This is a genomic window from Streptomyces sp. A0642, assembly GCF_004795105.1.
GTDB lineage: Bacteria > Actinomycetota > Actinomycetes > Streptomycetales > Streptomycetaceae > Streptomyces.
This window is the reverse complement of the sequence record NZ_SSBL01000016.1, coordinates 63,320-86,272: the sequence shown is the minus strand read 5'-3', so window position 1 is coordinate 86,272 and position 22,953 is coordinate 63,320. Positions and strand designations below refer to the sequence as shown.

Here is a 22,953-nt window from a genome sequence, read left to right as displayed (position 1 = left end):
ACTACCAGCTTCCGCCGGGTGCCCGTGAACAGGTATTTCCACGCTCCGCCGGGCGCCGCGGGCCCGCCCCTGCCGCTCGTACACACATCCGGCCACCCTGCCGCCACCCGCCCCGGGGACGGAAGTGGGCAAAACCCGGACGCAGCCACTCCGCCGCGCCTACTCTCGAAGGGTGTCTGGGGCGTCCGGCCGCGTGCTTGTTGTCGACGACAACAAGGTCATCCGGCAGTTGATCAGGGTCAATCTCGAGCTGGAGGGCTTCGAGGTCGTGACCGCGGCCGATGGTGTCGAGTGTCTGGATCTGGTCCATCGGGTCAGCCCGGACGTGATCACCCTCGATGTCGTGATGCCCCGGATGGACGGTCTGCAGACGGCCACCAGACTGCGCTCCGATCCGCGCACCCGGCATCTGCCCGTGGCGATCGTCAGCGCCTGCACGCCGTACGAGGTGGACAACGGCGTGGCCGCAGGGGTCGACGCGTTCCTCGCCAAGCCCTTCGAGCCGAGCGAGCTCGTGCGGGTCGTACGGGAGTTGACGGAGCGCGGGCGCCCGCCCGTGCTCGACGGCAGACGGGGAGCCGGCCGGGCGGAGAGTGCCGCCGGCTGACCGGATGGCGAAACGCGTTCGCGAAAGGCCCCCCTCCCTCCCCTACGCTTGTCCCGTGACCCCCGCCGATCTCTCCCTGACCGTGCTGCGCGCAGTGCGCCGCGCGGTCGACGAGAACGCCTTGCGCGCGCCCGTGCCCGCGCGCGTGCGAGTGGAGAGGACGCGGCCCGGCGGACGCGGCGACTACGCCAGCGCCGTCGCCCTCCAGCTGGCCGGGCCCGCCGCCCTGACCGCGCGCGAGGTCGCCGAGATCCTGCGGGAGCGGATGGCCGGGGCGCCCGGCATCGGGCGTGTCGAGATCACCGGGCCCGGGTTCCTGAACTTCACGCTCGACGCATCCGCCGACGTACGCGGGCTCCTGCACCGGGTGCGCGAACAGGGCCTGCGGTACGGGCACGGGGACGCCCTCGCCGGGGAAGCGACCGCGCTCCGCCACGCACCCGAGGTCCGGGCCGCGGTCACCGCTCACACCGTCGGCGCGCTCGCCCGGGCCCAGGGCGCGCACGTGGACGTCCTGTGCGACGGGGCGGCCGACCCGGAGTGGGCGCGGCTGGGCATTCCCGCCGACGCCCCGGGACGGCCGACCGCCCCCGTGACGGAGATCCGGCCGGTGCCCGCGGGCGCCACCGCCGGGGAGCTGCTCGACCGGCTCGGGCCCGACGCGTCCCGCTGGGGGCTGCTGCGGCCCGCCGGTCACGACCGGGCCCCGCTCGGCGGCGAGCTGCTCGTCCAGGGCGAGGCCAACCCGCTGTTCCTGGTCCGTTACGCGCACGCCCGCACCCATGCGCTGACCCGCGGCGCGACCCTCCTCGGCATCACGAGCGCCCCCGGCGAGGAGCCCGCCGGCCCCACCCCGGCGCCCCGGACGCGGGCCCTCCTCACCCTCCTCGCCGACCATCCCGCCGTGCTCCTCGCCGCCGCGCGCCACCGCGCCCCCGACCGGCTCGCCCGGCACCTCGAAGCGGTCGCGCAGGCGTTCTTCGACTTCCACGACGCCGCCTCACCGCTTCCCGTCGGGGACGAGAAACCCTCGGCCGCCCACCGCTCCCGGCTCGCCCTCGCCGAGGCCGCCGGGACGGTGCTGGCCGGCGGCCTGTCCCTGCTCGGTATCAGCGCACCCCTATACCTCTGAGAGACCCGAGAGAGCAGAGCACCACCATGAGCCGATCCGCACACCCCGCCGGGCCCCGTCACGCCGACGTCATGACCGAGGGCCACTACACCGCCCCCGCCGAGGACCTCAACGTCCTCGACGAGAAGGTGTGGGCCCGTACCGTCGCCCGCGACGAACACGGCGCCCTGACCGTCGGAGGGCTCGAAGTAGCCAAGCTGGCCGAGGAGTTCGGCACCCCGGCGTACTTCCTCGACGAGTCCGACTTCCGGGCCCGCTGCCGCGCCTGGTCCGACGCCTTCGGACCCGGCGCCGACGTCTTCTACGCCGGCAAGGCCTTCCTCTCCCGCGCGGTCGTCCGCTGGCTCAAGGAGGAGGGCCTCAACCTCGACGTCTGCTCCGGCGGCGAGCTGACCACCGCGCTGGACGCGGGAATGCCCGCCGAGCGCATCGCCTTCCACGGGAACAACAAGTCGGTCGACGAGATCGAGCGGGCCGTCGCGGCCGGCGTCGGCAGGATCGTCCTCGACTCCTTCCAGGAGATCGTCCGCGTCGCCCACATCGCGCAGCGCCTCGGCAAGCGCCAGCGCGTACAGATCCGGGTGACCGTCGGCGTCGAGGCGCACACCCACGAGTTCATCGCCACCGCGCACGAGGACCAGAAGTTCGGCATCGCGCTGGCCGGCGGGCAGGCCGCCGAGGCCGTCCGGCGCGCCCTCACCCTCGACGGGCTCGAACTCATCGGCATCCACTCCCACATCGGCTCGCAGATCTTCGACATGGCCGGCTTCGAGGTCTCCGCCCGGCGCGTGGTCCAGCTGCTCGCCGAGGTGCGCGACGAGCACGGCGTGGAACTGCCCGAGATCGACCTCGGCGGCGGCCTCGGCATCGCGTACACCTCCGAGGACGACCCGCGCGAGCCGCACGAGATCGCCAAGGCGCTCGGCGACATCGTGACCCGCGAGTGCGAGGCCGCCGGCCTCGCCACCCCCCGGATCTCCGTCGAGCCCGGCCGCGCCATCGTCGGACCCACGGCCTTCACGCTGTACGAGGTCGGCACCATCAAGCCCCTGGAGGGGCTGCGCACCTACGTCAGCGTCGACGGCGGCATGTCCGACAACATCCGCACCGCGCTGTACGACGCCGAGTACAGCGTCTCGCTCGTCTCGCGGACCTCGGACGCCGAGCCCATGCTCGTCCGGGTCGTCGGCAAGCACTGCGAGAGCGGCGACATCGTGGTCAAGGACGCGTTCCTGCCGTCGGACCTGGCCCCCGGCGACCTGATCGCGGTACCCGCCACCGGCGCGTACTGCCGTTCCATGGCGAGCAACTACAACCACGCCCTGCGCCCGCCCGTCGTCGCGGTGCGCGACGGGCAGGCGCGCGTCATCGTCCGGCGCGAAACGGAGGAAGATCTTCTGCGTCTCGACGTCGGGTGATGCCTTATTTCCCGGGGGAGACCCCGGGATCCCACCAAACATCTCAGGATCCGGACGGGTGGCGGAAACCCCCGTCCGGTGAGTGAGACTGGTTCACACATCAGATGTAAAGGAAACGAGGTCGGATGATGCGTACGCGTCCGCTGAAGGTGGCGCTGCTGGGCTGTGGAGTCGTCGGCTCAGAGGTGGCCCGCATCATGACGACGCACGCCGACGACCTCGCCGCGCGCATCGGCGCACCGGTGGAGCTCGCCGGCGTCGCCGTGCGCCGGCCCTCCAAGGTCCGTGCGGGCATCGACCCCGCGCTGATCACCACGGACGCGACCGCCCTGGTCAAACGGGGCGACATCGATGTGGTCATCGAGGTGATCGGGGGCATCGAGCCCGCCCGCACCCTCATCACCACCGCCTTCGAGCACGGCGCGAGCGTCGTCTCCGCCAACAAGGCGCTGCTCGCCGAGGACGGCGCCGCCCTGCACGCCGCCGCCGAGCGGCACGGCCGGGACCTCTACTACGAGGCCGCCGTGGCCGGCGCCATCCCGCTCGTACGGCCGCTGCGCGAGTCCCTCGCCGGCGACAAGGTCAACCGGGTCCTCGGCATCGTCAACGGCACCACTAACTTCATCCTCGACAAGATGGACACGAGCGGCGCCGGCTACTCCGAGGCGCTCGACGAGGCCACCGCCCTCGGGTACGCCGAGGCCGACCCGACCGCCGACGTCGAGGGCTTCGACGCCGCGGCGAAGGCCGCGATCCTCGCCGGAATCGCGTTCCACACCCGGGTGAGGATCGGCGACGTGCACCGCGAGGGCATCACCGAGGTCACCGCCGCCGACATCGCCTCGGCCCGCCGCATGGGCTGCACCGTCAAACTCCTCGCCATCTGCGAGCGCGCCGCCGACGGCCGGTCCGTCACCGCCCGCGTGCACCCCGCGATGATCCCCCTCAGCCACCCGCTGGCCTCCGTCCGCGAGGCGTACAACGCGGTGTTCGTCGAGGCCGAGGCCGCCGGGCAGCTGATGTTCTACGGCCCCGGCGCCGGTGGCGCCCCGACCGCCTCCGCGGTCCTCGGCGACCTCGTCGCGGTCTGCCGCAACAAGCTCAACGAGGCCCCCGGGCCCGGGGAGTCCGCGTACACGCGTCTGCCGGTGAGCCCCATGGGCGACGTCGTCACGCGGTACCACATCAGCCTCGACGTGGCCGACAAGCCTGGCGTTCTCGCCCAGGTCGCGACGGTCTTCGCCGAACAGGGCGTATCGATCGATACGGTCCGCCAGCAGAGCCGGAACTCGAGCGGCGGCGACGAAGCCGGCATCGAGCAGGACGGCGGCGAGGCTTCGCTCGTCGTCGTCACCCACCGCGCGCCCGACGCCGCCCTTTCCGGGACCGTCGAGGCGCTGCGCAAGCTCGACACCGTGCGCGGTGTCGCCAGCATCATGCGTGTTGAAGGGGAGTAAGGACCCATGACCACCAAGGGCACCCACCAGTGGCGCGGCATCATCGAGGAGTACCGGGACCGTCTGCCGGTCACGAGCGCGACGCCTGTCGTCACGCTCCGTGAGGGCGGCACGCCGCTCGTTCCCGCTCAGGTCCTCTCCGAGCGCACGGGCTGCGAGGTGCACCTCAAGGTCGAGGGCGCCAACCCCACCGGTTCCTTCAAGGACCGCGGCATGACCATGGCCATCACCCGGGCCAAGGAGGAAGGTGCGCAGGCCGTCATCTGCGCCTCCACCGGCAACACCTCCGCCTCCGCCGCCGCGTACGCGGTACGGGCCGGAATGGTCTGCGCCGTCCTCGTGCCGCAGGGCAAGATCGCACTCGGCAAGATGGGCCAGGCGCTCATCCACGGCGCCAAGATCCTCCAGGTCGACGGCAACTTCGACGACTGTCTGACGCTGGCCCGCTCGCTCTCGGACAACTACCCGGTGGCGCTGGTCAATTCGGTCAACCCGGTGCGCATCGAGGGGCAGAAGACCGCGGCCTTCGAGATCGTCGACGCGCTCGGCGACGCCCCGGACATCCACGTCCTCCCGGTCGGCAACGCGGGCAACATCACCGCGTACTGGAAGGGATACACCGAGTACGCGGGGGACGGCCTCTCCACGCACAAGCCGCGGATGTGGGGCTTCCAGGCCTCCGGGTCCGCGCCCATCGTGCGCGGCGAGATCGTCAAGGACCCGTCGACCATCGCCACCGCGATCCGGATCGGCAACCCGGCCTCCTGGCAGTACGCGCTGGCCGCGCGGGACGAGTCGGGCGGCTTCATCGACGAGGTGACGGACCGGCAGATCCTCGCCGCTTACCGCCTGTTGGCCTCTCAGGAGGGCGTCTTCGTGGAGCCCGCGTCGGCCGCGTCCGTCGCCGGTCTGCTCAAGGCCGCCGAAGAGGGCAAGGTCGACCCCGGCCAGAAGATCGTCTGCACGGTCACGGGCAACGGGCTCAAGGACCCGGACTGGGCCGTCGCCGGCGCACCCCAGCCGGTCACCGTCCCGGTCGACGCGGCCGCCGCCGCCGAGAAGCTGGGCCTCGCGTAGTCCCACCCCGCCGCAGGGCGGCCGCACCCCCGGTCCGGACGACGGGCCCCGGGTGCGGCCGCGGCAACGGTTCGTCAGAGGGACGGCTCAAACGCCCCTTTTGGGGGCGAGAGCGCACCGAAGGGGTGCGACACGCATCGTGCGCCTCCTGTGCGCCCTATGTCGCGACAGAACCTTCCTTCGATAAGCTGTACCCAACCCGCCCCCGCCGCATATGCCGGGGTGCTCGGGCCGTTGCGGCCGCCGCTTCCTCTCCGGGGTCGGGCAGCACCCGCCGCCGCACCGCCCCGAAGAATCCCCGCACACCCCCAGTCCCCGGAATCCCCGAGCAGTCACGCACCACCGCACCACCAGCAGAGCCGTACAGAAGAAGCAGAACCCGAAGAGCCGCGAGAGCCCCGAAAGACCCCGCAGCTCCTCCCGTTCCCCGCCGCCTCACAAGGAGAGTCGTCAGAGCGATGGCCGGTCCCGCCTTCCGAGCCGCCGCCGTCCGGGTGCGCGTCCCCGCAACCAGCGCCAACCTGGGCCCCGGTTTCGACGCCCTCGGCCTGTCGCTGGGTCTGTACGACGACGTCGTCGTCCGGGTCGCCGACTCCGGGCTGCACATCGACATCGCCGGCGAGGGCGCGGACACGCTGCCCCGCGACGAGAAGCACCTCCTCGTACGGTCCCTGCGCACCGCCTTCGACCTGCTCGGCGGACAGCCCCGCGGGCTGGAGATCGTCTGCGCCAACCGCATCCCGCACGGCCGCGGCCTCGGCTCGTCCTCCGCCGCCATCTGCGCCGGCATCGTCGCCGCCCGCGCGGTGACGACCGGCGGTGACGCCCGGCTGGACGACGCGGCCCTCCTGGAGCTCGCCACCGAGATCGAGGGCCACCCGGACAACGTCGCGGCCTGCCTGCTCGGCGGGTTCACGCTGGCGTGGATGGACGGCGGATCGGCCCGCGCGCTGAGGATGGACCCCGCTGACTCCATCGTTCCGGTGGTCTTCGTCCCCGGCAAGCCGGTGCTCACCGAGACCGCCCGCGGACTGCTGCCGCGCACCGTCCCGCACGTCGACGCCGCCTTCAACGCCGGCCGCGCAGCCCTCCTCGTCGAGGCCCTGACCAGGCGCCCCGAGCTGCTGCTCACGGCCACCGAGGACCGGCTCCACCAGGAGTACCGCGCTCCGGCGATGCCGCAGAGCGTGGAACTCGTGAACAGGCTGCGCGCGGACGGGGTCCCCGCGGTCATCTCCGGCGCCGGGCCCACCGTGCTCGCGCTGGCCGAGGACGGTGCGGCCGACAAGGTCGCACGGCTGGCGGGCGAAGGATGGGCGGCCAACAGGCTCGCCCTCGACGCCCAGGGTGCGAGCGTCCTGCCGCTCGCGCCTTAGCACCAAGTGATTGCTCTCGCGCCTCGGCGCGAAGTGATTGCCGGTGAGTGAGAGGGGGAATGTTTGTTGGAGCCGGTAGTGTTAACCTCAAGTCTGCAATCGACGTCTATGTGGCGCGTTGCTTCGTGTCCCTTTCCGGGACCACCATTTCTTCCGGGAGCCTCCCCAACTGCCTGAGCAGCCTGCCTGAGCAGTTTCGAGCACGCTCCGGAACCGGCACGACACCCCTCGCTCGTCCAGGAGTGGGCCGAGCAGGGGGATGCTCGCGCCGGGCCCCAGCACACCTTCATCTCTCCGCCGTACCTATCCGGCGGACCACCGCCCCGGCACGGTCCGCACCGAAGACCGCAGTCGGACAGCACAACCGGTCGCCGAGCCAGAAGGCCGACGTCCGCTCCAGGGAAGGACCCTTCGTGAGCGACACCACCGATCTGATGGGCGTGACTGCCGACAAGAGCGTCGACAGCGCCGCGCCCGCCGAAGGTGCTGCCACTGGCACCACCGCACGGCGCCGCCGCTCCGGCACCGGCCTTGACGGCATGGTCCTGGCCGAGCTGCAGCAGGTCGCGTCCGGCCTCGGCATCAAGGGCACTGCGCGGATGCGCAAGAGCCAGCTGATCGAGGTCATCAAGGAGACCCAGGCCGGCGGCTCCTCCGCCCCCAAGGCCAAGGCCACCGCGGCCCCCGCCGAAGAGGCGGAGACCAAGCCGAAGCGCCGGGCCACCTCCAAGGCGCGCACCGGCGCCGGGGACGAGACCCCGGCCGCCGCACCCGCCGAGAAGGCCACGGCCCAGCAGCAGATCGACATCCCGGGCCAGCCGGCCAGCGACGACCAGCCCGCGGGCGAGCGTCGTCGGCGCCGTGCGACCGCGCAGGCGGGCAGCCCGGACACCAAGGCGGACGCCAAGGTGCAGGTCAAGGAGCGCGTGCAGGACGAGCCGAAACACGAGGCTCCTGCCGAGGACCGTTCCGAGTCCAGGGCCGAAGCAGCCGCCGACAACGCCGAGGGGCGTCGGGGCGACCGCCAGGACCGCGGCCAGCGCGGTGAGCGGGGCGAACGCGGCGAGCGCCGCGAGCGCCAGCGCGACCGTCGCGGCAAGGGCGACGAGCAGGGCGGCGGCCAGGGCGGCCAGGGCCGGCGTCAGGGCGGCGGCCAGGGTGGCCAGGGCGGCGGCCAGGGCGGCCAGGGGCAGAACCAGGGCCAGCAGGGCGGCGGCGGACCGCAGGACGACGGCTTCGACGACGAGGGCGGCCGTCGTGGCCGCCGGGGCCGCTACCGCGACCGCCGCGGCCGTCGCGGGCGCGACGACTTCGCGAGCGACGCACCGCCGGTCACCGACGACGACGTCCTGATCCCCGTCGCGGGCATCCTGGACATCCTCGACAACTACGCGTTCATCCGGACCTCCGGCTACCTGCCGGGCCCGAACGACGTGTACGTCTCCCTCGCCCAGGTCCGCAAGAGCGGCCTGCGCAAGGGCGACCACGTCACCGGTGCCGTCCGCCAGCCCAAGGACGGCGAGCGCCGCGAGAAGTTCAACGCGCTGGTCCGCCTCGACTCGGTCAACGGCATGGAGTCCGGCCGGGGCCGGCCCGAGTTCCAGAAGCTGACCCCGCTGTACCCGCAGGACAGACTCCGTCTGGAGACCGACTCCAACGTCCTGACGACGCGGATCATCGACATGGTCGCGCCCATCGGCAAGGGCCAGCGAGGCCTGATCGTGGCCCCGCCGAAGACCGGTAAGACCATGATCCTGCAGGCGATCGCCAACGCGATCACGGTCAACAGCCCCGAGTGCCACCTGATGGTCGTCCTGGTCGACGAGCGTCCGGAAGAGGTCACCGACATGCAGCGGTCGGTGAAGGGCGAGGTCATCTCCTCGACCTTCGACCGTCCCGCCGAGGACCACACGACCGTCGCCGAGCTGGCCATCGAGCGCGCCAAGCGTCTCGTGGAGTTGGGTCACGACGTCGTCGTCCTGCTGGACTCGATCACCCGTCTGGGACGTGCGTACAACCTCGCCGCCCCGGCCTCCGGACGCATCCTGTCCGGTGGTGTCGACTCGACCGCGCTCTACCCGCCGAAGCGCTTCTTCGGTGCGGCGCGCAACATCGAGGACGGCGGTTCGCTGACCATCCTGGCCACCGCGCTCGTCGAGACCGGCTCGCGCATGGACGAGGTGATCTTCGAGGAGTTCAAGGGCACCGGCAACATGGAGCTCAAGCTCGACCGCAAGCTCTCCGACAAGCGCATCTTCCCGGCGGTGGACGTCGACGCGTCCAGCACCCGTAAGGAAGAAATCCTGCTCGGCAGCGACGAGTTGGCGATTGTCTGGAAGCTGCGCCGGGTGCTCCACGCGCTGGACCAGCAGCAGGCGATCGAGCTCCTCCTGGACCGGATGAAGAAGACCCAGTCCAACGCGGAGTTCCTGCTCCAGATCCAGAAGACGACCCCGGCCCCGGGCAACAACGACTAGTCGTAGCCGCTCGGCCGTACACAGGGCCGCCCCCGCCACTCCGGTGCCGGGGGCGGCCCTGTGCCGTACGCCCCGGCCCGAGACCTTCGCCACACGGCCGGCCGGCCGGGAAGCCGCGCCATAGTGCCTGCAACGGGCACGAAACCGCAGGTGAGCGCCGGGTCACCGGCCGTCTCCGCACCTCGTGGAACGGCCCTCCGTCCCACCCGGGGGCCCCAGGGCCCTGTGCAACCCTTCTTGTCGCCGCCGCGTCACCACTGAGGAGCGACGAGCGGCACACAGGCCCGCACACCACTGCTGGGGGCAGCCGGGAGCAGCTGAGGAACGAGGGAGCCGGATGAGCGAGCAGAGCGGGAGCAACAGCCGAATACGGGCCACCGGCAGACGCCGGAGGAAGCCGTCCCGCCGCCGCAGGGCAACCGTGGTCGCCGCGTGGAGCCTCGCCGGTGTGATCGTCGTGGGCGGGGCCGGGCTCGGTTACGCGTACGTCCACCTCAACGGCAACCTCAAGGCCGTCGACATCAACAACGCCCTCGGCAAGGACCGCCCCGACAACGTCGACAACGGCTCCGAGGACATCCTCGTGCTCGGCTCGGACTCCCGCTCCGGCGCGAACTCCGCGTACGGCGAGGACCAGGGCGGCGCCCGCTCGGACACCGCGATGGTCGTGCACGTCAACAAGGGCCACAAGACGGCGAGTGTCGTCTCGATCCCGCGCGACACCCTCGTGAGCCGGCCCGGATGCACCGGTGACGAGAGCGGACAGCCAGTCGCCGGCGAGCAGCGCGCGATGTTCAACACGGCGTACGAGGTCGGCGGACCGGCCTGCGCGGTCAAGACCGTCGAGTCGATGTCCGGGATCCGCATGGACCACTACATCGAGGTCGACTTCACCGGCTTCAAGCATCTGATCGACAAGCTCGGCGGGGTCGAGATCACCACCAAGCAGGCGATCAACGACTCCAAGAGCCATCTGAACCTCGAACCCGGCACCCACACCCTCGACGGTGAACAGTCGCTCGGCCTCGTCCGCACCCGCAAGAGCGTCGGCGACGGCAGCGACCTCGGCCGCATCCAGCTCCAGCAGTCCTTCATCAAGGCCCTGATGAAGCAGGCCAAGAGCGTGGGCGTCCTGGGCGGCACCAAGCTGTACGGCATCGCCGACACCGCCACCAAGGCCATCACCACCGACTCCGACCTCGGCTCGGTCAAGAAGCTCGCCGGGTTCGCGAGCGGCCTCAAGGGGCTGGGCTCCGACGACGTCCAGATGGTGACGCTCCCCGTGGAGTACGACCCGGCCGACCCCAACCGGGTCGTCCCGCAGGAGGAGGCCGGCCGACAGGTGTGGAAGGCGCTCCTCGACGACCGGCCGATCCCCGCCTCCGCCACCGAGAAGTCGGCGGGCGACAAGGGCGCCGCCGGACAGATCGTGCAGTGACGACCCGACGCGCGACCGGCACCGGGAATAGCGGGCGGCCGACCCTCGTTTTGGGAGATACGGCCAGTCCTGGCAGACTGGTACGTCGGCCCCGGTTCACGGACGCGCAATCCGCGCGTACGACCCGGCGCCCTCCCGAACCTAGGAGAAACCCTTGAAGCGCGACATTCACCCCCAGTACGTCGAGACGCAGGTCAGCTGCACCTGTGGCGCGTCGTTCACCACCCGGTCCACCCTGGACAGCGGCGCCATCCGTGCCGACGTCTGCTCCGAGTGCCACCCGTTCTACACGGGCAAGCAGAAGATCCTCGACACCGGTGGCCGCGTGGCCCGCTTCGAGGCCCGCTTCGGCAAGGCCGCCGGCTCCGCCAGCAAGTAGCGAGCCACTGCGCCGGTCCTTGGCGCCCTCTTCCCGGGGGCGCCGGGACCGGCGTTTTTTTCCGGCCGGGACGACGGCGAACCCCGTATCCCGCCCGGCAGGCACCCGCCGGCCGGCAGGCACGATGAGCGAAGAAACCAGGAGCCCGTAGATGTTCGAGGCGGTCGAGGAACTGATCGGCGAACAGTCCGATCTCGAGAAGAAGCTCGCGGATCCGTCGGTCCACGCCGACCAGGCGAACGCGCGCAAGCTCAACAAGCGCTACGCCGAGCTGACTCCGATCGTCGCGACCTACCGCTCCTGGAAGCAGACCGGCGACGACATCGAGACCGCCCGCGAGTTCGCCGCCGACGACCCGGACTTCGCCGCCGAGGTCAAGGAACTGGAGAAGGAGCGCGAGGAGCTCACCGAGAAGCTCCGCCTCCTGCTCGTTCCCCGCGACCCCAGCGACGACAAGGACGTGCTCCTGGAGATCAAGGCGGGCGCCGGCGGCGACGAGTCCGCCCTGTTCGCCGGTGACCTGCTGCGCATGTACCTGCGCTACGCCGAGCGCGTCGGCTGGAAGACCGAGATCATCGACTCCACCGAGTCCGAGCTGGGCGGCTACAAGGACGTCCAGGTCGCCGTGAAGACCAAGGGCGGCAACGGGGCCACCGAGCCCGGCCAGGGCGTCTGGGCCCGCATGAAGTACGAGGGCGGCGTGCACCGCGTGCAGCGCGTGCCCTCCACCGAGTCCCAGGGCCGCATCCACACCTCCGCCGCCGGTGTGCTCGTCACGCCCGAGGCCGAGGAGGTCGACGTCGAGATCCACGCCAACGATCTCCGTATCGACGTGTACCGCTCCTCGGGCCCCGGCGGACAGTCCGTCAACACCACCGACTCCGCGGTCCGCATCACGCACCTGCCCACCGGTGTCGTCGCCTCCTGCCAGAACGAGAAGAGCCAGCTCCAGAACAAGGAGCAGGCCATGCGTATCCTGCGTTCACGGCTCCTCGCCGCCGCCCAGGAGGCCGCCGAACAGGAAGCGTCGGACGTGCGCCGCAGCCAGGTGCGGACGGTCGACCGGTCCGAGAAGATCCGTACGTACAACTACCCGGAAAACCGGATCTCGGACCACCGCGTCGGCTTCAAGGCGTACAACTTGGACCAGGTGCTCGACGGGGACCTGGACGCGGTGATCCAGGCCTGTGTCGACGCCGACTCGGCGGCCAAGCTCGCCGCCGCATAAGAGCCACCGCCCCGCCCCGCTCGTGAACCCGTACGGAGAACCGCGATGAACCTGCTGCTCGCCGAGGTGGCCCAGGCCACCCAGCGGCTGGCCGACGCCGGTGTCCCTTCACCGCGATTCGACGCGGAGGAACTCGCCGCTTTCGTGCACGGCGTCAAGCGGGGCGAGCTGCACAACGTGCCGGACGCCGACTTCGACGCCCGCTACTGGGAGACCATCGCCCGGCGCGAGGCCCGCGAACCGCTCCAGCACATCACCGGCCGCGCCTTCTTCCGCTACCTGGAGCTCCAGGTGGGCCCCGGCGTCTTCGTCCCCCGCCCCGAGACCGAGTCGGTCGTCGGCTGGGCGATAGACGCCGTCCGCGCGATGGACGTCGTCGAGCCGCTGATCGTCGACCTGTGCACCGGATCGGGCGCCATCGCCCTCGCCATGGCCCAGGAGGTGCCGCGCTCACGCGTGCACGCCGTGGAGCTGTCCGAGGACGCCCTCAAGTGGACCAGGAAGAACGCCGAGGACTCCAGGGTCACCGTGCATCGCGGCGACGCCCTGACGGCCCTTCCCGAGCTCGACGGCCAGGTCGACCTGGTCATCTCCAACCCGCCGTACATCCCGCTCACCGAATGGGAGTACGTGGCGCCGGAGGCCCGCGACCACGACCCCGAGATGGCTCTGTTCTCTGGTGAGGACGGCCTCGACACCATCCGCGGCATCGAGCGCACCGCCCACCGTCTGCTGCGTCCCGGCGGCCTCGTCGTCATCGAGCACGCCGACACCCAGGGCGGCCAGGTGCCGTGGATCTTCACCGAGGAGCGGGGCTGGGCCGACGCGGCCGACCACCCCGACCTGAACCGGCGGCCCCGCTTCGCCACGGCCCGCAAGGCCATGCCGTGACCCGCGGCGACGACCCGTACCAGCCCTACCCGTACACGCTTGAGGAGGCCGGCTGATGGCACGGCGATACGACTGCAACGACGCCACGGACCGTACGACGGGTCTGCGCGAGGCCGCGTCCGCCGTCCGCCGCGGCGAACTGGTCGTGCTGCCCACCGACACCGTGTACGGGATCGGTGCGGACGCCTTCAGTTCCGAGGGCGTCGTCGACCTCCTGGCCGCCAAGGGCCGGGGCCGCAACATGCCGACGCCCGTCCTCATCGGCTCGCCGAACACCCTCCACGGCCTGGTCACCGACTTCTCGGAGCAGGCGTGGGAGCTGGTGGACGCGTTCTGGCCGGGAGCGCTCACGCTCGTCGCCAAGCACCAGCCCTCGCTCCAGTGGGACCTCGGCGACACCCGCGGCACCGTCGCCGTCCGGATGCCGCTGCACCCGGTCGCCATCGAGCTGCTCACGGAGGTCGGCCCGATGGCCGTCTCCAGCGCCAACCTCACCGGACACCCGTCGCCGGAGGACTGCGACGCCGCCCAGGAGATGCTCGGCGACTCCGTGTCCGTGTACCTCGACGGCGGTCCGACCCCGGGCATCGTCCCGTCCTCGATCGTCGACGTCACCGGCAAGGTGCCGGTCCTGCTGCGCGCCGGCGCGCTCTCCGCGGAGGAGCTGCGCAAGGTGGTACCCGACCTCGAGGTGGCCAATTGACCGCCCCTGAGGGGCGTGGCATAGCGGGGCGGACCGACACCTTCCGCATCCTCCACGTCAGCACCGGCAACGTCTGCCGCTCACCGATCACCGAGCGGCTGACGCGGCATGCCCTCGTGGACCGCCTGGGCGACCCGCTCCTGGGCGGGCTGATCGTGGAGAGCGCCGGCACCTGGGGGCACGAGGGTGCTCCGATGGAGGCCAACGCGGAGGTGGTCCTCGCCGACTTCGGCGCCGACGCCACCGGATTCACCGGCCGGGAACTGCTCGACGAGCACGTGATCCGCGCCGACCTGGTGCTCACCGCCACCCGTGACCACCGGGCGCAGGTGATCTCGATGGGGCACTCGGCCGGACTGCGCACCTTCACGCTCAAGGAGTTCACCCGGCTGGTCCGGGCGATAGACCCCGCCACGCTGCCCGACGCGCGCGACGAGGGCGTCGTCGAGCGCGCCCGCGCCCTGGTCCGCGCCGCCGCGGCGCTGCGCGGCTGGCTGCTCGCCCCGACCGCCGAGGCCGACGAGGTCTACGACCCCTACGGCGCCCCCATCACCTTCTTCCGGTCCATCGGCGACGAGATCAACCAGGCCCTGGACCCGGTCGTCACCGCGCTGACCGGCGTCTCCGCGCCGCGCTGAGCGGGGAGCCACCGGCCCCGCGCTGACGGACGATCGGCCGGGGCCGGGACTCCTGGGCCGGTCGGGTGCGCCACGGCCCACGAGAGCGGGCAGCGGACCCGTCACGGGCCTACATTGGAGCTGACGTCACCCCCCAGGCGTCGCCCCTTCCCAGGTCCGGAGCCCCCGATGCCGGTCACCACAGCCGCCGCACCCTCCGCCGTCACCGCCCTGCCCCAGGACTTCGGCGCCCTGCTCCGCGAGGATCCGGAGATCGCCGACGTGCTGGTGGGGGAGCTCCGCCGGCAGTCCGGCACCCTGCAGCTGACCGCGGCTGAGAACTTCACCTCGCCCGCCGTCCTGGCCGCCCTCGGCTCCCCGCTGGCCAACAAGTACGCCGAGGGCTATCCCGGTGCCCGCCACCATGGCGGCTGCGAACAGGCGGACGCGGCCGAGCGCATCGCGATCGCCCGCGCCACCTCGCTCTTCGGCGCCGAGCACGCCAACGTGCAGCCCCACTCCGGCTCCTCCGCCGTCCTCGCGGCGTACGCGGCGCTGCTGCGGCCCGGTGACACGGTGCTCGCGATGGGACTCCCGTACGGCGGACACCTCACGCACGGCTCGCCCGCCAACTTCTCCGGCCGCTGGTTCGAGTTCATCGGCTACGGGGTGGACTCCGAGAGCGGTCTGATCGACTACCACCAGGTCCGCACCCTGGCCCGCACGCATCGGCCCAAGGCGATCGTCAGCGGCTCGATCTCCTACCCCCGCCACCCCGACCACGAACTGTTCCGGGAGATCTGCGACGAGGTCGGCGCCTACCTCATCGCCGACTCCGCCCACCCGATGGGTCTGATCGCCGGGGGAGCGGCGCCCAGTCCCGTGCCGTACGCGGACGTGGTCTGCGCCACCACGCACAAGGTGCTGCGCGGGCCGCGCGGCGGCATGATCCTGTGCGGCGCGGAGCTGGCGGAGCGGATCGACCGGGCCGTCTTCCCCTTCACGCAGGGCGGCGCCCAGATGCACACCGTGGCTGCCAAGGCCGTCGCCTTCGGTGAGGCCGCCGCTCCCGCCTTCGCCGCGTACGCCCACCAGGTGGTGGCGCACGCCCGGGCCCTGGCCGCCGGCCTGGAGGCCGAGGGCTTCGACGTCACCACCGGCGGCACGGACACCCACCTCATCGTCGCGGACCCGGCCCCGCTCGGCGTCGACGGCCCCACGGCCCGGGCCCGGCTGGCCGCCGCCGGTCTGGTCCTGGACACCTGCGCGCTTCCGTACGGAGACGCCCGCGGCATCAGGCTCGGCACCGCGGCCGTCACCACCCAGGGCCTGGACGAGTCCGACATGGCCCGCCTCGCCGCGCTGTTCGGGGCCGCGGTCCGCGAGGAGGGCGACGTGCTCACCGAGGTGCGGGAGATGGCGGCGAAGCACCCGCCGTACCCGGGGTGAAATGGCCCTCATGTCCGTATGGGCGGCAGCTGCTGCAACCATCGGGAGGGCCTGCGTGTCCTCAACCATGAGGCCGACCTGGTGAGGCCCGACCGGCACGCCGGTCGGGCTAAGGTGTGGGCTGAGATGGCCGGCGACATTTGTGGGGCAGCCCGTGCGTGATTACTTGCTGACGCTCTGTGTCACGGCAGCGGTGACGTATCTGCTCACCGGCCCGGTGCGCAAGTTCGCCATCGCGGTGGGGGCGATGCCCGCGATCCGTGCGCGCGACGTCCACCGCGAACCGACACCGAGGCTCGGTGGCATCGCCATGTTCGGCGGGCTGTGCGCCGGGCTGATCGTCGCCGATCACCTGGCCAACCTCGACGGCGTCTTCGAGCTCTCCAGCGAACCGCGGGCGCTGCTCTCCGGGGCGGCCCTGATCTGGCTGATCGGCGTCCTGGACGACAAGTTCGAGATCGACGCCCTGATCAAGCTCGGCGGGCAGATGATCGCCGCCGCCGTCATGGTGCTCCAGGGCCTCACGATCCTGTGGCTGCCGATCCCGGGTGTCGGCACGGTCCCGCTCACCCAGTGGCAGGGCACGCTGCTGACGGTCGCCCTCGTCGTCATCACCATCAACGCGGTCAACTTCGTCGACGGTCTGGACGGCCTGGCGGCCGGCATGGTGTGCATCGCCTCGGCCGCGCTGTTCCTGTACACCTACCGGCTCTGGTACGGGTACGGGATCGAGGCGGCCGCCCCCGCGACGCTCTTCACGGCGATCCTGATGGGCATGTGCCTCGGGTTCCTGCCGCACAACATGCACCCCGCGCGGATCTTCATGGGCGACTCCGGGTCGATGCTGATCGGTCTGGTCCTCGCGGCCGGCGCGATCTCCGTCACGGGACAGGTCGACCCGGACGCGATGAAGCTCTTCGCGGGAAGCGAACGGCAGGCGACGCACGCGATGCTGCCGGTCTTCATCCCGCTGCTCCTGCCGCTGACGATCATCGCCATCCCGGCGGCGGACCTGGTCCTGGCGATCGTGCGGCGCACCTGGAACGGGCAGTCGCCGTTCGCCGCGGACCGCGGCCATCTGCACCACCGGCTGCTGGAGATCGGCCATTCGCACAGCCGGTCGGTGCTGATCATGTACTTCTGGTCGGCCCTGATCGCCTTCGGAGCCGTCGGCTACTCGGTGCACTCGACGTCGATGTGGATCGTGCTCCTGATCGTGGGACTGAGCGCGCTCGGCCTGATCCTGCTGCTGATGCCCCGCTTCACCCCGCGGGCCCCGCGCTGGGCCGAGCGGTTCGTGCCGCCGCGCTACCGCCGCCGGCGCCGCCGCGGGGCGGAGTCCCAGGTGGACCCTTCGCAGGCGCTGGAGAGCCAACAGGGGCCCCTGGATGATCAGATGGGGCACAATGGTCACGACCCCGCGCCGCAGGCCCCGATCGCCGCGGGAGTGTCCGGCGTCAACGGAGCGACAGCGATCGGCCACCGTTCGCGCTTCGCGGATCGGCGCAAGGCTGATTCGACGCGTCGTTGATTCGGTCATCAAGGGGCAATACCAGACAAGCTGTTGAGTTGTCTTGCTCACACGCGCTGATTAGCTCTCACGTGTGACAGCAAGCACACTTTCTAGGTAAAGACCTCATCAAATAGTTTGTGATACCGTTCACGAACCCGGTGACAGAGCCGAAGGACCTGAGTAGCACGGTCCTTTGGCCCCGAGGCTTCGACTCGGACCGGGCCTACGCTCGTCCATGACGACACACTGCCCACCCCCCAGTAAGCGGAGCTGCCGCCATGCCGTCCAACGACGTCCGGACTCTCCTCCAGGCCGCCGTACCCACCGCTGTCGCAGGCGCGGTCGCCGCCGCGATCAGCGGCGGCGTCGCGGGCGGCAAGGGAGCCCTGGGCGCGATCGTTGCGACGATCGTGGTCATCCTCTTCATGGGGATCGGACTGATGGTCCTGCAACGGACCGCCCGGTCCATGCCTCACCTCTTCCAGGCGATGGGACTCGCGCTGTACACGGCGCAACTCCTGCTGCTGTTCATCTTTGTCGCCGTATTCAAGAACACCTCGCTGTTCAACCCGAAGGCCTTCGCGATCACTCTGGTCGCGACGACCCTCGTATGGATCGGCGCACAGGCGCGTGCGCACATGAAGGCCAAGATCCTTTACGTGGAACCCGAGTCCGACAAGGACGAGAAGCCCAAGAATCCGGGGTCCGGAGCGTGAAGGGTAGGGGCGGAATAAGTGCGGGTTCAGGACCCTGCTATCGTCCGGTTCCAACTGCGGCACTGCGGGCGCGGGCATGTGAGCTGACGCCTGCCCGATCGCGAGGCTCACATGCCTGACTGCCGCCCACACATCCGAAACACCAGTCCAGTGCCGAACCGCGGCTGCGCGCCGCGCCGACACAACGAGGTTGCCGTACCTATGCGCCACGCTGAAGGAGCCCGCGGTGAGTGCTGACCCGACACAGGTGCTCGCCTTCGAGACCGACTGCCACCTCTTCGACGGTTGTGGCTTTCCGGCACCCGGCCTGCACTCGTTCCTGTTCGAGCCCCTCTGGGGCGACGCGGACAGCAACGTGTACTTCAACAAGACGATGCTGCTGGCCCTGCTCGGCTCGGTCATCATCGTCGGCTTCTTCTGGGCCGCCTTCCGTAAGCCGAAGTTGGTGCCCGGCAAGCTCCAGATGACCGCCGAGGCCGGTTACGACTTCATCCGTCGCGGCATCGTCTACGAGACGATCGGCAAGCGCGACGGCGAGAAGTACGTGCCGCTGATGGTCTCGCTGTTCTTCGTCATCTGGATGATGAACCTCTGGTCCATCATCCCGATCGCGCAGTTCCCCGTGACGGCGATCATTTCGTACCCCGCCGTTCTGGCCGGGATCGTCTACATCCTGTGGGTCAGCCTGACCTTCAAGAAGCACGGTTTCGTCGGAGCCTTCAAGAACTTCACGGGCTACGACAAGAGCCTCGGCGGGGTCCTGCCGCTCTCGATGACCATCGAGTTGTTCTCGAACCTGCTGGTCCGGCCGTTCACGCACGCGGTCCGACTCTTCGCCAACATGTTCGCGGGCCACACGCTCCTGCTGCTCTTCACGATCGCCAGCTGGTACATGCTCAACGGCATCGGTATCGCCTACGCGGGCGTGTCGTTCGTGATGGTCCTCGTGATGACGGCCTTCGAGCTCTTCATCCAGGCTGTCCAGGCCTACGTGTTCGTGCTGCTGGCCTGCAGCTACATCCAGGGCGCTCTCGCCAAGGGGCACTGAGCACCTCCCTCCTGAAGCACCCGGTGGCCAACCCCCACCGGACATTGAAAGAGAAGGAAGAACCGGCATGTCCGCTCTCCAGACCCTCGCCGCCGGCGTCGAAATCAAGGGCAACCTCGGCTCGATCGGTTACGGCCTCGCCGCGATCGGCCCCGGCGTCGGCATCGGCATCATCTTCGGTAACGGCACCCAGGCGCTGGCCCGTCAGCCCGAGGCCGCCGGCCTCATCCGCGCCAACCAGATCCTCGGCTTCGCCTTCTGTGAGGCGCTCGCCCTGATCGGTCTGGTCATGCCGTTCGTCTACCCGACCTCCTGACCGGTCGCGAACAGCCCATTCGACGGAAGGCACTGACGTGAACCCCCTGGTTCAGCTCGCGGCGGAGGAAGCGGAAAACCCGCTCATCCCGCCGATCCCTGAGCTCGTCATTGGCCTCATCGCTTTCGTCATCGTCTTCGGCTTCCTCGCCAAGAAGCTCCTCCCGAACATCAACAAGGTTCTGGAAGAGCGCCGCGAGGCCATCGAAGGCGGTATCGAAAAGGCCGATGCGGCCCAGACCGAGGCCCAGAGCGTTCTTGAGCAGTACAAGGCTCAGCTCGCCGAGGCCCGCCACGAAGCCGCTCGTCTGCGCCAGGAGGCGCAGGAGCAGGGCGCCGTGATCCTGCAGGAGATGAGGGCCGAGGGCCAGCGGCAGCGCGAGGAGATCGTCGCTGCCGGCCACGCCCAGATCGAGGCCGACCGCAAGGCCGCGGCGTCCGCGCTGCGCCAGGACGTGGGCAAGCTCGCCACCGACCTGGCCGGCAAGCTCGTCGGCGAGTCCCTCGAGGACCACGCCCGGCAGAGCGGCACCGTCGACCGGTTCCTCGACGAGCTCGAGGCGAAGGCCGAGGCAGTCCGATGAACAGCGCGAGCCGCGAGGCACTGGCTGCCGCACGCGAGCGCCTCGACGCACTGACCGACAACACGTCGGTCGACGCGGCGAAGCTCGCCGAGGACCTGGCCGGCGTCACGGCGCTGCTGCACCGCGAGGTGTCGCTGCGCCGGGTCCTGACCGACCCGGCGCAGGCCGGCGAGGCCAGGGCCGAGCTGGCCGGGCGGCTGCTGCGCGGTCAGGTGGGCGGCGAAGCCGTCGACCTGGTCTCCGGCATGGTCCGCTCGCGCTGGTCGCAGTCGCGTGACCTGGTCGACTCGGTCGAGGAGCTGGCGAACACCGCCGACCTCACCGCCGCCCAGCGCAGCGGAGACCTCGACGACGTCGAGGACGAGCTGTTCCGGTTCGGCCGGATCGTGGCCTCGGACACCGAGCTGCGCTCCGCGCTGACCAGCCGGACCGCGTCCGCCGCCGCCAAGGGCGAGCTGCTCCGCAGCCTGCTCGGCGGAAAGGCGCGGCCCACCACCGAGCGCATCGTCGTGCGGCTTGTCACCCAGCCCCGGGGACGTAGCCTGGAAGCGGGACTCGAGTCCCTCTCCAAGCTCGCCGCGGACCGCCGGGACCGCGTGGTCGCAGTCGTCACCTCGGCCGTGCCGCTCAGTGACCGCCAGAAGCAGCGCCTCGGCGCCGCCCTGGCGAAGATCTACGGCCGGCAGATGCACCTGAGCCTCGACGTGGACCCCGAGGTCCTCGGCGGGATCGCGGTGCGGGTCGGCGACGAGGTCATCAACGGCACCATCGCGGAGCGCCTCGACGAGGCGACCCGTCGCATGGCCGGCTGACGCAGCGCGACGTACCCAACAGAACCAGAGCAAGACCAGCGGCCCGGTTGGGCCGTGCAGAAATTGCAGAAGATTCCTGGGGGTCGGCCCCCAGACCCCCTTAAGAAACTTCGGGCCCAACAAGGAGAGCAGGGAACCCAGATGGCGGAGCTCACGATCCGGCCGGAGGAGATCCGGGACGCACTGGAGAACTTTGTCCAGTCGTACCAGCCGGACGCGGCCTCGCGCGAGGAGGTCGGAACGGTCAGCGTTGCCGGCGACGGCATCGCAAAGGTGGAGGGCCTGCCCTCCGCCATGGCGAACGAACTGCTGAAGTTCGAGGACGGAACCCTCGGTCTCGCCCTCAACCTCGAAGAGCGCGAGATCGGTGCGATCGTCCTCGGCGAGTTCAGCGGAATCGAGGAGGGCCAGCCGGTGCAGCGCACCGGTGAGGTGCTCTCCGTCGGCGTCGGCGAGGGTTACCTCGGCCGCGTCGTCGACCCGCTCGGCAACCCGATCGACGGCCTCGGCGAGATCGCGACCGAAGGTCGTCGCGCCCTCGAACTGCAGGCCCCTGGCGTCATGGTCCGCAAGTCGGTGCACGAGCCGATGCAGACCGGCTACAAGGCCGTCGACGCCATGGTGCCGATCGGCCGCGGCCAGCGTCAGCTGATCATCGGCGACCGTCAGACGGGTAAGACCGCGCTGGCCGTCGACACGATCATCAACCAGCGCGACAACTGGCGCTCGGGCGACGTGAACAAGCAGGTGCGCTGCATCTACGTCGCCATCGGTCAGAAGGGCTCCACCATCGCCTCCGTGCGAGGTGCCCTGGAAGAGGCCGGCGCGCTCGAGTACACGACCATCGTCGCCGCCCCGGCGTCCGACCCGGCCGGCTTCAAGTACCTGGCGCCGTACACCGGTTCGGCCATCGGCCAGCACTGGATGTACGACGGCAAGCACGTCCTCATCATCTTCGACGACCTCTCGAAGCAGGCCGACGCCTACCGCGCCGTGTCGCTTCTGCTGCGCCGTCCGCCGGGCCGTGAGGCCTACCCGGGCGACGTCTTCTACCTGCACTCGCGTCTGCTGGAGCGCTGCGCCAAGCTCTCCGACGACATGGGCGCCGGTTCGATGACGGGCCTCCCGATCGTCGAGACCAAGGCGAACGACGTGTCGGCGTTCATTCCGACCAACGTCATCTCCATCACCGACGGCCAGTGCTTCCTGGAGTCCGACCTGTTCAACGCGGGTCAGCGTCCGGCGCTCAACGTCGGTATCTCGGTCTCCCGCGTCGGTGGCTCCGCCCAGCACAAGGCCATGAAGCAGGTCTCCGGCCGTCTGCGCGTGGACCTCGCCCAGTTCCGTGAGCTGGAGGCGTTCGCCGCCTTCGGTTCCGACCTGGACGCGGCCTCCAAGGCGTCGCTGGAGCGCGGTAAGCGCATGGTCGAACTGCTGAAGCAGCCCCAGTACGCCCCGTTCCCGATGGAGGAGCAGGTCGTCTCCGTCTGGGCCGGCACCACGGGCAAGATGGACGACGTCCCGGTCGAGGACATCCGTCGCTTCGAGAGCGAGCTGCTGGAGTACCTGCGCCGCGAGCGCAAGGACCTCCTGACCAGCATCGCCGAGGGCGGCAAGATGTCCGACGACACGCTGCAGTCGATCGCCGACGCGATCGCCGCCTTCAAGCAGCAGTTCGAGACCTCGGACGGCAAGCTCCTGGGCGAGGGCTGATCG

21 protein-coding genes are annotated in these 22,953 nt (G+C 70.5%); all 21 read left to right on the top strand.

Going from position 1 to position 22,953, the window contains the following annotated elements:
• Positions 1-172 precede the first annotated feature (172 nt).
• Positions 173-607, top strand: coding sequence for a response regulator (locus tag E6R60_RS24390; protein ID WP_240802661.1), 435 nt, complete (start codon positions 173-175; stop codon positions 605-607).
• A gap of 55 nt (positions 608-662) precedes the next feature.
• Positions 663-1,739 carry an ArgS-related anticodon-binding protein NrtL gene (gene nrtL, locus E6R60_RS24385; protein ID WP_136328771.1) on the top strand — a complete coding sequence of 359 codons (1,077 nt, stop codon included), beginning with the start codon at positions 663-665 and terminating at the stop codon, positions 1,737-1,739.
• A gap of 26 nt (positions 1,740-1,765) precedes the next feature.
• Entirely contained in the window at positions 1,766-3,157 is a 1,392-nt protein-coding gene (lysA, locus tag E6R60_RS24380) for a diaminopimelate decarboxylase (RefSeq protein WP_136328770.1), read from the top strand.
• A gap of 125 nt (positions 3,158-3,282) precedes the next feature.
• On the top strand, positions 3,283-4,614 hold the full coding sequence (locus E6R60_RS24375) for a homoserine dehydrogenase (RefSeq protein WP_206309501.1): 1,332 nt from the start codon (positions 3,283-3,285) through the stop codon (positions 4,612-4,614).
• A 6-nt stretch (positions 4,615-4,620) separates the two neighbouring features.
• Complete coding sequence (thrC, locus tag E6R60_RS24370; protein WP_136328769.1) at positions 4,621-5,691, top strand: threonine synthase; 1,071 nt, start codon at positions 4,621-4,623, stop codon at positions 5,689-5,691.
• A 458-nt stretch (positions 5,692-6,149) separates the two neighbouring features.
• Positions 6,150-7,067, top strand: coding sequence for a homoserine kinase (gene thrB / locus E6R60_RS24365; protein WP_136328768.1), 918 nt, complete (start codon positions 6,150-6,152; stop codon positions 7,065-7,067).
• 413 nt (positions 7,068-7,480) lie between these two features.
• Positions 7,481-9,544: a transcription termination factor Rho gene (rho, locus tag E6R60_RS24360; protein ID WP_136328767.1), complete on the top strand. Its 2,064-nt coding sequence runs from the start codon at positions 7,481-7,483 to the stop codon at positions 9,542-9,544.
• A gap of 337 nt (positions 9,545-9,881) precedes the next feature.
• Positions 9,882-10,982: an LCP family protein gene (locus E6R60_RS24355; protein ID WP_136328766.1), complete on the top strand. Its 1,101-nt coding sequence runs from the start codon at positions 9,882-9,884 to the stop codon at positions 10,980-10,982.
• A 154-nt stretch (positions 10,983-11,136) separates the two neighbouring features.
• The gene (gene rpmE, locus E6R60_RS24350; RefSeq protein ID WP_136328765.1) at positions 11,137-11,361 is read left to right on the top strand and encodes a 50S ribosomal protein L31; all 225 of its coding nucleotides are present in this window, start codon (positions 11,137-11,139) and stop codon (positions 11,359-11,361) included.
• A gap of 151 nt (positions 11,362-11,512) precedes the next feature.
• Entirely contained in the window at positions 11,513-12,589 is a 1,077-nt protein-coding gene (gene prfA, locus E6R60_RS24345) for a peptide chain release factor 1 (RefSeq protein ID WP_136328764.1), read from the top strand.
• A gap of 45 nt (positions 12,590-12,634) precedes the next feature.
• On the top strand, positions 12,635-13,480 hold the full coding sequence (prmC, locus tag E6R60_RS24340; protein WP_136328763.1) for a peptide chain release factor N(5)-glutamine methyltransferase: 846 nt from the start codon (positions 12,635-12,637) through the stop codon (positions 13,478-13,480).
• Between the two features lie 55 nt (positions 13,481-13,535).
• A complete protein-coding gene (locus tag E6R60_RS24335; protein WP_136328762.1) occupies positions 13,536-14,183 on the top strand; it encodes an L-threonylcarbamoyladenylate synthase in 648 nt (215 codons plus the stop codon).
• Entirely contained in the window at positions 14,180-14,821 is a 642-nt protein-coding gene (locus tag E6R60_RS24330) for a protein-tyrosine-phosphatase (protein WP_136328761.1), read from the top strand. The genes E6R60_RS24335 and E6R60_RS24330 overlap by 4 nt, the downstream gene beginning before the upstream one ends.
• 168 nt (positions 14,822-14,989) lie before the next feature.
• Complete coding sequence (locus tag E6R60_RS24325) at positions 14,990-16,249, top strand: serine hydroxymethyltransferase (protein WP_136328760.1); 1,260 nt, start codon at positions 14,990-14,992, stop codon at positions 16,247-16,249.
• Positions 16,250-16,391: 142 nt separating this feature from the next.
• Positions 16,392-17,780 (top strand): MraY family glycosyltransferase, encoded by a 1,389-nt coding sequence (locus E6R60_RS24320; RefSeq protein ID WP_136328759.1) that lies wholly within the window; start codon positions 16,392-16,394, stop codon positions 17,778-17,780.
• A 260-nt stretch (positions 17,781-18,040) separates the two neighbouring features.
• Positions 18,041-18,478 (top strand): hypothetical protein, encoded by a 438-nt coding sequence (locus tag E6R60_RS24315; RefSeq protein ID WP_136328758.1) that lies wholly within the window; start codon positions 18,041-18,043, stop codon positions 18,476-18,478.
• Between the two features lie 226 nt (positions 18,479-18,704).
• Positions 18,705-19,526, top strand: coding sequence for a F0F1 ATP synthase subunit A (atpB, locus tag E6R60_RS24310; protein WP_206309500.1), 822 nt, complete (start codon positions 18,705-18,707; stop codon positions 19,524-19,526).
• A gap of 67 nt (positions 19,527-19,593) precedes the next feature.
• The gene (gene atpE / locus E6R60_RS24305; protein WP_018102636.1) at positions 19,594-19,842 is read left to right on the top strand and encodes an ATP synthase F0 subunit C; all 249 of its coding nucleotides are present in this window, start codon (positions 19,594-19,596) and stop codon (positions 19,840-19,842) included.
• A 37-nt stretch (positions 19,843-19,879) separates the two neighbouring features.
• The gene (locus E6R60_RS24300) at positions 19,880-20,425 is read left to right on the top strand and encodes a F0F1 ATP synthase subunit B (protein WP_136328757.1); all 546 of its coding nucleotides are present in this window, start codon (positions 19,880-19,882) and stop codon (positions 20,423-20,425) included.
• Complete coding sequence (locus E6R60_RS24295) at positions 20,422-21,237, top strand: F0F1 ATP synthase subunit delta (protein ID WP_136328756.1); 816 nt, start codon at positions 20,422-20,424, stop codon at positions 21,235-21,237. The genes E6R60_RS24300 and E6R60_RS24295 overlap by 4 nt, the downstream gene beginning before the upstream one ends.
• Before the next feature lie 141 nt (positions 21,238-21,378).
• Positions 21,379-22,950 (top strand): F0F1 ATP synthase subunit alpha, encoded by a 1,572-nt coding sequence (gene atpA / locus E6R60_RS24290; protein ID WP_136328755.1) that lies wholly within the window; start codon positions 21,379-21,381, stop codon positions 22,948-22,950.
• Positions 22,951-22,953 lie beyond the last annotated feature (3 nt).

Excerpts from the sequence above, each read along its gene's own strand:
- E6R60_RS24335 (WP_136328762.1), top strand. The coding sequence starts at position 13,536 with ATGGCACGGCGATACGACTGCAACGACGCCACGGACCGTACGACGGGT.
- lysA (WP_136328770.1), top strand. The coding sequence starts at position 1,766 with ATGAGCCGATCCGCACACCCCGCCGGGCCCCGTCACGCCGACGTCATG.
- E6R60_RS24325 (WP_136328760.1), top strand. The coding sequence starts at position 14,990 with ATGCCGGTCACCACAGCCGCCGCACCCTCCGCCGTCACCGCCCTGCCC.
- E6R60_RS24315 (WP_136328758.1), top strand. The coding sequence starts at position 18,041 with ATGCCGTCCAACGACGTCCGGACTCTCCTCCAGGCCGCCGTACCCACC.
- E6R60_RS24295 (WP_136328756.1), top strand. The coding sequence starts at position 20,422 with ATGAACAGCGCGAGCCGCGAGGCACTGGCTGCCGCACGCGAGCGCCTC.
- atpE (WP_018102636.1), top strand. The coding sequence starts at position 19,594 with ATGTCCGCTCTCCAGACCCTCGCCGCCGGCGTCGAAATCAAGGGCAAC.
- atpA (WP_136328755.1), top strand. The coding sequence starts at position 21,379 with ATGGCGGAGCTCACGATCCGGCCGGAGGAGATCCGGGACGCACTGGAG.
- prfA (WP_136328764.1), top strand. The coding sequence starts at position 11,513 with ATGTTCGAGGCGGTCGAGGAACTGATCGGCGAACAGTCCGATCTCGAG.
- E6R60_RS24355 (WP_136328766.1), top strand. The coding sequence starts at position 9,882 with ATGAGCGAGCAGAGCGGGAGCAACAGCCGAATACGGGCCACCGGCAGA.
- prmC (WP_136328763.1), top strand. The coding sequence starts at position 12,635 with ATGAACCTGCTGCTCGCCGAGGTGGCCCAGGCCACCCAGCGGCTGGCC.
- thrC (WP_136328769.1), top strand. The coding sequence starts at position 4,621 with ATGACCACCAAGGGCACCCACCAGTGGCGCGGCATCATCGAGGAGTAC.
- E6R60_RS24375 (WP_206309501.1), top strand. The coding sequence starts at position 3,283 with ATGATGCGTACGCGTCCGCTGAAGGTGGCGCTGCTGGGCTGTGGAGTC.
- thrB (WP_136328768.1), top strand. The coding sequence starts at position 6,150 with ATGGCCGGTCCCGCCTTCCGAGCCGCCGCCGTCCGGGTGCGCGTCCCC.